9 protein-coding genes and 1 riboswitch are annotated in these 10,389 nt (G+C 52.2%); of the genes, 2 read left to right on the top strand and 7 right to left on the bottom strand.

Annotated features, from left to right (window positions below; all coding sequences use genetic code 11):
- Positions 1-117 precede the first annotated feature (117 nt).
- Together murI and btuB are read right to left on the bottom strand one after the other, a co-directional pair.
- A complete protein-coding gene (murI, locus tag QMN38_RS20945) occupies positions 118-969 on the bottom strand; it encodes a glutamate racemase (RefSeq protein ID WP_323605909.1) in 852 nt (283 codons plus the stop codon).
- Positions 914-2,752 carry a TonB-dependent vitamin B12 receptor BtuB gene (gene btuB, locus QMN38_RS20940; protein ID WP_323605907.1) on the bottom strand — a complete coding sequence of 613 codons (1,839 nt, stop codon included), beginning with the start codon at positions 2,750-2,752 and terminating at the stop codon, positions 914-916. The genes murI and btuB overlap by 56 nt, the downstream gene beginning before the upstream one ends.
- A 64-nt stretch (positions 2,753-2,816) precedes the next feature.
- Positions 2,817-3,013: riboswitch (cobalamin riboswitch) on the bottom strand.
- A 115-nt stretch (positions 3,014-3,128) separates the two neighbouring features.
- Here btuB and trmA point away from each other — a divergent pair.
- Positions 3,129-4,229, top strand: coding sequence for a tRNA (uridine(54)-C5)-methyltransferase TrmA (gene trmA, locus QMN38_RS20935; protein WP_323605905.1), 1,101 nt, complete (start codon positions 3,129-3,131; stop codon positions 4,227-4,229).
- A gap of 82 nt (positions 4,230-4,311) precedes the next feature.
- On the opposite strand, the gene QMN38_RS20930 is transcribed toward trmA, so the two are convergent.
- Positions 4,312-4,671 carry a YijD family membrane protein gene (locus QMN38_RS20930; protein ID WP_003825114.1) on the bottom strand — a complete coding sequence of 120 codons (360 nt, stop codon included), beginning with the start codon at positions 4,669-4,671 and terminating at the stop codon, positions 4,312-4,314.
- A 15-nt stretch (positions 4,672-4,686) separates the two neighbouring features.
- On the bottom strand, positions 4,687-5,322 hold the full coding sequence (gene fabR / locus QMN38_RS20925; protein WP_003028862.1) for an HTH-type transcriptional repressor FabR: 636 nt from the start codon (positions 5,320-5,322) through the stop codon (positions 4,687-4,689).
- 191 nt (positions 5,323-5,513) lie between these two features.
- Here fabR and sthA point away from each other — a divergent pair, with 191 nt between their 5' ends.
- On the top strand, positions 5,514-6,914 hold the full coding sequence (gene sthA, locus QMN38_RS20920; protein ID WP_202037223.1) for a Si-specific NAD(P)(+) transhydrogenase: 1,401 nt from the start codon (positions 5,514-5,516) through the stop codon (positions 6,912-6,914).
- Here the strand turns inward: sthA and oxyR are convergent.
- The 3 genes from oxyR to argB form a co-directional block, all read right to left on the bottom strand.
- Positions 6,897-7,814, bottom strand: a complete 918-nt coding sequence (gene oxyR, locus QMN38_RS20915) for a DNA-binding transcriptional regulator OxyR (protein WP_137381485.1) — start codon at positions 7,812-7,814, stop codon at positions 6,897-6,899. The two genes, sthA and oxyR, sit on opposite strands and share 18 nt — an antisense overlap.
- A gap of 313 nt (positions 7,815-8,127) precedes the next feature.
- Positions 8,128-9,498, bottom strand: coding sequence for an argininosuccinate lyase (argH, locus tag QMN38_RS20910; protein WP_323605900.1), 1,371 nt, complete (start codon positions 9,496-9,498; stop codon positions 8,128-8,130).
- Between the two features lie 108 nt (positions 9,499-9,606).
- Entirely contained in the window at positions 9,607-10,383 is a 777-nt protein-coding gene (gene argB / locus QMN38_RS20905) for an acetylglutamate kinase (protein ID WP_137378532.1), read from the bottom strand.
- Positions 10,384-10,389: the final 6 nt, after the last annotated feature.

The following is a 10,389-nucleotide window of genomic DNA, read 5'->3' as shown; positions in this document are numbered from 1 at the left end:
GGCGGCTTGTAATCCGTTGTTCCGTGTCAGTGGAGGCGCATTATAGGGAGTTATTTCAGGCTGACAAGGGGAAATTTAAAATAATCTTCCGAATGCGTATTTTTTCACCAAAACCACTTAAACTGACAGTTTTTCGAGCGTTTTGAAGCCATAGCGCTGCAACACTGGCAATAATTGTTCAGCCTCTGTTGTCATTGCCATGCAGAATGCCACATTCTCATCGGCTGATTTTGCATCTGGCGCTTCGTGTTCCAATAGCCAGGCCGTTCGACGCGCAATCGCTGCACCGGAATCCACCAGTCGCGTCCCTTCCGGGAGGACTTGCAATAACTCTTCCTGTAATAGAGGGAAATGGGTGCATCCAAGGACCACCGTATCAGGGGGTTCCGACATCCGCAGCCACGGTCGCAGAATACGACGCAGCTCTTCCAGCGAGACGGGTTCTCCGTGCAGCTTCGCTTCTGCCAGTTCCACCAGCTCAGCGGATCCCAACATCGCTATCTGACACTCGTTAGCAAACCGCGCAATCAATTCGTGTGTGTACGAGCGTTTCACCGTCGCGCGCGTCGCCAGTAGCCCGACAATACCATTCGCGGTGAGCCGCGCCGCGGGTTTAATCGCAGGCACCACACCGACAACCGGAAAAGCGAACTTTTCACGTAATGCCGGGAGTGACACCGTGCTGGCGGTATTGCATGCGATAACCGCAAGTGCGAGGGGATAGCGTTGCTGAACTGCCGTCACAATCTCAACAACACGCTCAACGATAAACTCTTCGCTTTTCTCACCATAAGGAAAAGCGACGTTATCGAAAGCATATATATAGTGGAGATCCGGCAGGAGATTCCGGATCTCATTGTAGACCGACAACCCACCGACGCCGGAATCAAACACCAGCACGGTAGGACGTGAATCAGAAGGTGTAGCTGCCAGACAAGGTGTATTCCCGTCCTGCAGTTGGGTAGCCATAAACTGTCTCGTAATCTTTATCGAACAGGTTGGCGATTTTACCACGAACTGTCAGCTGTGAGGTGATCGGATATGACACTGCCAGATCCCACAAACTCACACCACCCAATTTTACCGGTTGATAAGTAACGTAGTCCGTATCGTATCGCGTCCCCAGATATTGATATGTCAGGCCCCAGTCAAAATCATAGACCTGCCAGTCGAGTTGGTATTTCACCTGCTGTTTAGAACGACGAGCCAGTGGCTCGTTGGTAATCGCATTACGCGAATCTACGTAGTCGTAGCTAAGCGTATGCGCCAACGGCCCGGTGTCGAAGTTTGCAGTCGCTTCGATACCTTTAATACGCGCTTTGCCTTCGTTGTAGTACTTCTGAGTGTGAGTGTTGTAGTCGATCATGTCATCGATATCGTTGCGATACCCTGACACGCGCCAGTTAACACCTGATGTTAACCCTTCAAACGCCCCTTCCCACTGCTTACTCTCTTCGGGATCAAGATTTGCATTGCCGTAATAGCCATGCAACTGCCCCAGATTTGGCGCTTTGTAAGATGTGCCATAGGAGGCAATGAAACGATAGCCTTCGATAAACTCCCATCCAGCACTGGTTTGCCATGTACCATGGCGACCAAACTCGGAGTTATCATCACTACGTGCCGCACCTTCGAAGGTGAAGTCACCAAGCTGCTGCAATCCCGTCAAATAGAGGCCAGTATTACGTTGGTCGTAACCGTCCGTAACATACCCAGTGCCAGGCTCCGTGGTTTGCTTTTGCCAGTCCACGCCTGCACCAATGTTACCGTGGCCAACAACTATGCTGTTTGACCACTGAACATTATATTGCTTCATATCATCCAACGTGGCCGAGGAATCATAGCGGCCATAGTTCGGATCATAGTTGTAGTCTTTACTGTGGCTGTAGCTCGAAACCAGTTGTGACTGAATAAGCTCGCCATTAAAACGTAACCCAGCGTCCCAGCTCTGGCTATAAAGCTGTCGGGTATCAAGTAGTGCAGAGCCAGGAGAATAATACGAGTCATAATCTGTGCGGTTATCATAACCATAACCACGAACGAACCCGCTCCATGTCTCGGAGAAGTTGTGCTCCAGTGCGCCATACAGCGTCTTGCTTAAGAAACCGTCTTTATCCGGTTGAGCCTGTGCACCAGTGCTACCGTAGGCCACGACATCGAAGCCTTTGGTGTAGGCATAATCGCCCATCAGCGTGAGACGCGTATTTTCGCCAAGCTGTTGTTGGGTTGAGATATCATAATTCTGATACCCATTGCTTCCCACGCCGGCAGTCAGTTCCGTCCCTGGTTTTTCGCGCGTAGTAATGATATTCACCACACCGCCAATCGCATCCGAACCATATATAGCGGAACGCGGCCCGCGGATATACTCAATACGTTGCACCAGCGATACCGGGAACTGGCTAAGATCGGCCGAGCCGCTAACTCCCGCTAAATTAAGACGCACACCATCTATCAACACCAGAACATGGCTGGCGTTAGTGCCGCGAATAAAAATAGACGAGTTTTGCCCCATACCGCCGCTTTGCGCGATATCAACACTAGGCAAACGACGCAGTACATCGTTTACCGAGGTAGATTGCCAGCGATCAATGTCCTGACGTGTAACGACGGTGATGGGTGCAAGTACTGCGCTTAGGGGCTGCTGAAAACGGTTGGCAGTGACGACGAGAGTATCTGGGCTAGCATCCTGCGCCCAACCAGAAGATGCCGCGACGGAAAGCGCCGTCAACAGCAACGATTTTTTAATCATTGTAAAGCATCCACAATATAAGAAGGATGCCGCAGGTCCACCGATAGTACGCGATAGTGAAAACCAGATGCGACGTTAGCCGGCAGGTCTTCGGGCTTGGAAGGTTATTCAGGATACCGAATAAAAAGAAATGAAGACTTCCCACCCACAGGCAGTGTCTGCTTTACGCTCTCATTTCACCTTTCCTTACCGCTGCGCGTCAGCTCCAGATTCACACTGGATTCCCTTTTAACTCACAGGACCGGAAAACGGATGCTACAGTTTGTTACAACCTACTGTCCAGACCGGATATCACAATATCGGAAATCATCAATAACTGGACATCTGATGAGCAATCCCTACAATCCCCGCGTACTTTTATTTTTCAGGACGCATCATGACCCCCGAACACCTTCCGACAGAACAGTACGACGCACAGTTAGCTGAAAAAGTGGTGCGTCTGCAGAGCTTAATGACGCCATTTTATGCACAGGCTCCGGAAGTGTTCCGCTCACCGGTTAGCCATTACCGTATGCGTGCCGAGTTCCGTCTGTGGCATGACGGGGATGACCTGTACCACATCATGTTCGACAGCCAAACGAAAAACCGTATTCGCGTCGACAGCTTTCCGGCGGCCAGCGAGCTTATCAACACGCTGATGACGGCAATGATTGAAGGTGTACGCAACAACCACATCCTGCGTCACAAACTGTTCCAGATTGATTACCTCACCACCCTGAGCGGTCAGGCGGTGGTATCCATGCTGTACCATAAAAAACTGGATAATGAGTGGCGCCAGGAAGCCGAAGTGCTGCGGGATGCGCTGCGGGCGCAAAACCTGAATGTGCACCTGATCGGCCGGGCGACCAAAACTAAAATCGAGTTGGATCAGGATTATATCGACGAACGTTTACCGGTCGCGGGCAAAGAGATTATCTACCGCCAGGTTGAGAACAGTTTCACGCAACCGAATGCTGCAATGAACATTCAGATGCTGGAATGGGCGATTGATGTCACCAAAGATTCAAAGGGCGATCTGCTGGAGCTGTACTGCGGTAATGGCAACTTTTCATTAGCGCTGGCGCAGAACTTCAACCGCGTACTGGCCACCGAAATCGCCAAGCCGTCCGTTGCTGCAGCCCAGTACAACATCACCGCTAACCATATTGATAATGTACAAATTATCCGTATGGCAGCCGAAGAGTTTACACAGGCAATGAACGGTGTTCGCGAATTCAACCGGTTGCAGGGGATTGATCTGAAGAGTTATCAGTGCGAGACCATTTTCGTTGACCCACCGCGCAGCGGTCTGGACAGCGAAACGGAGAAAATGGTGCAGGCGTATCCGCGTATTCTGTACATCTCCTGCAACCCGGAGACACTGTGTAAGAACCTGGAAACATTAAGCCAGACGCACAATGTTTCACGTCTGGCGCTGTTCGATCAGTTCCCGTATACGCACCATATGGAGTGCGGCGTACTGTTAACGAAGAAGTAAGACTGAACGGAGGCCGGATAAGCACTACCGGTTCAGATTGCCGGATGGCGGCTTTGCCTTATCCGGCCTACAGCTACAACGGTTACTCCGCGATTTCCTGCTTACGGTTACGCACTTTAAAGCCGATCCAGAACACCAGAATCACCGACAGTACCGCCGGGAAGAAGTTAGAGCCAATATCCGGATATTCAGCACGTACAACGGTGCTGTACAGCAGAACACCGAGAATAAAACAGGCTGCAGCCAGGCCCGGTAACCCCACAGGCATGGTGCGATTCTGGTAACGTTGATGCAGACAGTAAACCGTCAACACCAGCGAAATAATCGGGAATACAGAGAATGGCACAATGGAGCTAAACAGCGCCGCGAATGTGCCATTGATCGATAAGCCAGCAACCAGCGCCAGCAGCAGCGTACCTTTATCTTGACCTGACTGTTTCATTGCTCGTCCTTCTCGTTACTCGGAGTGGTGCGTCATCTTCTCTTGTTCACGGCGGTACCAGTAAAATGCGCCTTTGGCGATCATGCGCAGTTGCAATACCAGCCGCTCTTCCAGCTGCCGACGCTGTTCAGCGCCAACATCCAGTGCTTCTGCCCCGGCACTGAACACAATCGTTACCATGGCTTCGGCTTGCGCTTCAGTAAACGCGCGAGGCATATGGTTTTCGAGTTCAAGATAGTCCGCAAGTTCCGCAATGAAGTGCTGAATTTCACGCGCAACCGCTGCACGAAACGCTGCGGAGGTGCCCGAACGCTCGCGCAATAATAAACGGAAGGCGTTGGGATTGTTGCCGATGAACTCCATAAATGTTGAGACCGAGGTACGGATCACACTACCGCCTTTGGCGATACGCTGACGAGCCTGACGCATCAACTGGCGCAGCATCAGACCGCTCTCATCCACCATCGTCAGGCCGAGCTCATCCACATCGCGGAAATGGCGATAAAACGAGGTTGGCGCAATGCCCGCTTCACGAGCAACTTCTCGTAAACTTAGGCTGGCAAAACTACGCTCAGCGCTGAGTTGACTAAATGCGGCTTCTACCAGCGAACGCCGGGTTTTCTCTTTTTGTTGCGCTCTAACGCCCATCACGATGTCTGAATCCTTCCACATACCTTGCTGGCACTATACCAGAGATTAGGCGGTTGGCATGGCTTTGTGAATGATTGTTTACGCGCAGTTTGTGCTTCGACTTCGCAAAAAAGCACAACGATAATTGGGTTATCCCAACAACGATGTTACTATTCTGTTGCTTTTATGTATAAGAACAGGTAAGCCTGACCATGTCACATTCCTACGATTACGATGCAATAGTAATAGGTTCCGGTCCCGGCGGCGAAGGCGCTGCGATGGGTCTGGTTAAGCAAGGAGCGCGCGTCGCGGTTATTGAGCGCTATCATAACGTCGGCGGAGGCTGTACCCATTGGGGCACCATCCCGTCGAAAGCGCTCCGCCACGCAGTCAGCCGTATTATCGAATTCAATCAGAACCCACTTTACAGCGACCATTCCCGACTTCTTCGTTCTTCTTTCGCCGATATTCTCAACCATGCTGATAACGTAATTAATCAGCAAACGCGTATGCGGCAAGGTTTTTACGAGCGCAACCACTGTGAAATTCTGCAGGGAAATGCCCGTTTCGTCGACGAACACACCCTTGCTCTGGAATGTCACGACGGTACAGTGGAAACACTCACCGCAGATAAGTTTGTTATTGCCTGTGGCTCGCGCCCTTATCATCCAACTGACGTCGATTTTTCGCACCCACGCGTTTACGACAGCGATTCTATCCTCAGCCTGCATCACGAACCTCGCCATGTTCTGATTTATGGCGCAGGCGTGATTGGCTGCGAATATGCGTCGATCTTCCGAGGGATGGACGTAAAAGTTGATTTAATCAACACCCGCGATCGTCTGCTGGCATTCCTCGATCAAGAGATGTCCGATTCACTCTCATACCACTTCTGGAACAGCGGCGTGGTCATTCGCCACAACGAAGAGTATGAGCGGATTGAAGGCTGTGATGACGGCGTCATCATGCACCTGAAATCCGGTAAAAAGCTGAAAGCAGACTGTCTGCTGTACGCCAATGGTCGTACCGGTAATACCGATTCGCTGGCACTAGAAAATATTGGCCTGAAAACGGACAGTCGCGGGCAGCTAAAAGTAAATAGCATGTATCAGACCGCACTGCCGCATGTGTATGCCGTTGGCGATGTGATCGGTTACCCAAGCCTGGCATCTGCAGCCTACGATCAGGGACGTATCGCCGCTCAGGCACTGGTCAAAGGCGAAGCCACCGCACATCTGATCGAAGATATTCCCACCGGGATTTATACCATTCCTGAAATCAGCTCCGTCGGTAAAACCGAACAGCAGCTAACGGCAATGAAAGTCCCATACGAAGTCGGTCGCGCCCAGTTTAAGCATCTGGCACGAGCGCAAATCGTCGGAATGAGTGTCGGAACGCTGAAAATTTTGTTCCATCGCGAGACCAAAGAGATTTTGGGGATCCATTGCTTTGGGGAACGCGCAGCCGAAATTATTCATATCGGTCAGGCGATCATGGAGCAAAAAGGTGGTGGTAACACCATCGAGTACTTCGTTAACACCACCTTTAACTACCCAACCATGGCAGAAGCCTATCGGGTAGCCGCGCTAAACGGCTTAAACCGCCTGTTTTAACGCTTTGTCGAAATGGCCATCCATTGCCCCACGGATGGCCTCTGCCAGCTGTTCATAACGGCTGCGTAACGGCGATCCCGGACGATAGACGAGACCAATAGTACGGCGCGGTTCCGGCTTAATGCACGGCAGATAGACCACACCATCACGCTTACGCTCTGGCGGAACGGCCAGTGCAGGCAGCAAAGTAATGCCACTCCCTGCCGCAACCATATTGCGCAGCGTTTCCAGACTGGTTGCCCGGAAATGGGTGTCTTCATCGGCACCTGCTTCAAAGCAGAAGCCCATCGCCTGATCGCGCAGACAGTGCCCGTCTTCCAGCATTAACAGTTTTTCACCTGCCAAATCTGACATCGGCACACAGTCGCGGTTTGCCCATGGGTGATCTTCATAGATCGCCAGCATCATAGGCTCATCAAACAGTGGCACTTCAATGAACGCCTCACTTTCCTTGACCAACGCCAGGATCACGCAGTCGAGCTTACCGCTATCCAGTTGCGCCAGCAGTTGATGCGTCTGCGCTTCATGCAGATACATTTCCAGTTTCGGGAAGGTCTGGTGCAACATAGGGATAATATGCGGCAACAGGTATGGCCCCACCGTTGGGATCAAACCAATGTGCAGCGGGCCAGACATTGTCTCGCCTTGTTGGCTTGCCATTTCCTTGAGCACTTTGACCTCGCGCAGCACGGTACGCGCCTGATCCACCAGCAGTAAACCTGCCTGAGTGAACAGCACTTTACGACTCGTACGCTCCAGCAGCATAACACCAAGCTCATCTTCCAGTTTGCGGATTTGCCCGCTAAGCGTTGGCTGGCTGACGTGGCAGGAATCCGCCGCTCGCCGGAAGTGACGATGCTCGGCTAGCGCCACCAGGTATTCAAGATCACGAATATTCATTATTCATCCTCCATCGCCACGATAGTTCATGGCGATAGGTAGCATAGCAACGAACGATTATCCCTATCAAGCTTTCTGTTTAATAATGCACCACAGAAACGGAACGGTACCCTTTAACCCTTGAAGCGCCTGTCCGTTCTCATACTCGAAATAACTAAAGCCAACGTGAACTTTTGCGGACCTCTGGTCCGCATTTTTTTTGCATAAAAAAGCCCGGCTTAATGCCAGGCTCTGATAACTTTTTACCTGATGGCGCTACGCTTATCAGGCAGAACGGCGCACAGTGCCGGATGGCGGCTTCGCCTTATCCGGCCTACAGACGTGCCTTCGCATAGTCGATTGCCTGCGCAACCTGCTGCGGTGATACGCCACCTTTCGCTGCACGTTTGTCCAGACAGGATTGCAGGGAAAGTATCGGATAGACATCATCGCCAATGACGCTGCTGAACTTTTGCAAGTCGGCCAGCGACAATGCTTCCAGCGGTTTACCCTGACGAATCGCCTCAACCACCGTCTCACCTACGATATGGTGTGCTTCGCGGAACGGAACACCTTTGGCAACCAGATAATCCGCCAATTCAGTGGCGTTGGCATAACCCTGCTGCGCCGCTTCCTGACAACGAGGACGTTTCACCTGAATGCCGTCCAGCACCAGTGCGGCCATGTGTAAACAGTCCAGCCAGGTATCGAGTGCATCGAACAGGCCTTCTTTGTCTTCCTGCATATCTTTGTTATACGCCAGCGGCAGACCTTTCAGTGTCATCATCATACCGGTCAGCGCACCTTGTACACGGCCACATTTGCCACGGATCAGCTCTAATGCATCCGGGTTTTTCTTCTGTGGCATCAGGGATGAACCTGAGGTCACACGATCGGATAACTCCACAAAGCCTGCTTCGCCAGTGTTAAAGAAAATCATATCTTCAGCAAAGCGCGACAGATGCACCATGCCGATAGAGGCATCAGAGAGCAACTCCAGGACATGGTCACGATCGGAAACGCTGTCCAGGCTGTTGCGGGTTGCCGAGGAAAAACCCAACCAGCCAGCCAGTTGCTCACGATCGATTTCGTAGGCGGTACCCGCCAGTGCACCACAGCCTAACGGGCTAACGTCCAGACGCTTAAGCGCATCCTGCAGACGGCTCTCATCACGCGCCAGCATTTCGACATATGCCAGACACCAGTGCGCAAACGTCACCGGCTGTGCACGCTGCAAGTGGGTGTAACCCGGCATAACCGCGTCCTGATTATTTTGCGCGGTGTCGACTAACGCGCTTTGCAACTGACGATTCGCAGACAACAGTTCCATGACCGTGTCTTTGCACCACAGTTTAAGGTCAGTTGCGACCTGGTCATTACGGCTACGCCCGGTGTGCAGTTTTTTACCTAACTGCCCGACTTTATCAATCAGCTTGCCTTCCACCCAACTGTGAATATCTTCCGCATCACTTTGCAGGATCTGCTGCGGGTCCAGGCGTACCTCTTCCAGCAGATTATTCAGCGCGTCTTCCAGCTGTAGTTGTTCATCTGCAGTCAGTACGCCGACGGTTACCAGCGCTTTGGACCAGGCCACAGAGCCGACAATATCCTGCTCTGCCAGGCGGTAGTCAAAACGCAACGAGTCGTTGAACTGTTTGAACCGCTGATCTGCTGCCTGTGTAAAACGCCCACCCCAAAGTGCCATAACGAATTTCCTTAATATGATATTTTTGCCCGGTGGCGCTGCGCTTACCGGGCCTACAAAACCCATGTCGGCCGGATCAGGCGAAGCCGCCATCCGGCACATTAATAGTTAAGCCAGAATACGCGTACCAATCGGCGTGCCGTTAAACAGCGCCGGGAGTTGCTCAGCATGACGCCAGGAAGCGATATCTACCGGGCGGCCCAGCGTACGCGCAGCATCCAGTGCCGCGTTGACCTTCACGATCATGCCATCGGTAATAATGCCCTGCTCAATCAACTGTTCCGCTTTCGTCGCGGTCATTTCGGCAATACGCTGGCCTTTACCATCCAGAATACCGCTCACATCGGAGAGCAGGATCAGATCAGCACCCAGCGTTGCCGCCAGCGCCGTCGCCGCCTGATCGGCATTGACGTTCATCAACAGCCCATCCTCAGTAACGCCAATGGAACTCACTACCGGCAGAAAGCCCCCTTCCAGCAGCGTGTTAATCAGCTTAGGCGAACCCGGCTGCGCCAGTCCAACGTGACCTAACTCTTTATCGAGTGGCGTCACTTTTACACTGTCGCCATCGCCAAGATACAGACCCACAGAGGCAATTTGATGTTTTTTCGCCCAGGCCAGTAAGGTTTTATTCGCGGTCCCCGCCAGCGCCCCGGTGATGATGTCGATTTGATCGGCTGGCGTAACACGCAGGCCATTTTTCTTTTTCACCGGCAGATTAAGTTGTTTCATCAGCTCGTCGACGACACAGCCACCACCGTGCACAATGACCAGCGGACGCTGATGCGACTCGCGATAATTTACCAGCGCGGTAAACAGACGCTCCAGCGCCTCTTCGCTATCCAGTAAAACGCCGCCCAGCTTGATAATTAATGGATTCATCATTGCACC

The organism is Citrobacter sp. R-1.5.2, from assembly GCF_035064245.1.
Taxonomy (GTDB): Bacteria; Pseudomonadota; Gammaproteobacteria; order Enterobacterales; family Enterobacteriaceae; genus Citrobacter.
This window is presented reverse-complemented; position numbering and strand designations above follow the sequence as displayed.

Coding starts and splice junctions, on each gene's coding strand:
- argH (WP_323605900.1), bottom strand. CDS start 9,498: ATGGCACTTTGGGGTGGGCGTTTTACACAGGCAGCAGATCAGCGGTTC.
- murI (WP_323605909.1), bottom strand. CDS start 969: ATGGCTACCCAACTGCAGGACGGGAATACACCTTGTCTGGCAGCTACA.
- sthA (WP_202037223.1), top strand. CDS start 5,514: ATGTCACATTCCTACGATTACGATGCAATAGTAATAGGTTCCGGTCCC.
- trmA (WP_323605905.1), top strand. CDS start 3,129: ATGACCCCCGAACACCTTCCGACAGAACAGTACGACGCACAGTTAGCT.
- QMN38_RS20930 (WP_003825114.1), bottom strand. CDS start 4,671: ATGAAACAGTCAGGTCAAGATAAAGGTACGCTGCTGCTGGCGCTGGTT.
- btuB (WP_323605907.1), bottom strand. CDS start 2,752: ATGATTAAAAAATCGTTGCTGTTGACGGCGCTTTCCGTCGCGGCATCT.
- oxyR (WP_137381485.1), bottom strand. CDS start 7,814: ATGAATATTCGTGATCTTGAATACCTGGTGGCGCTAGCCGAGCATCGT.
- argB (WP_137378532.1), bottom strand. CDS start 10,383: ATGATGAATCCATTAATTATCAAGCTGGGCGGCGTTTTACTGGATAGC.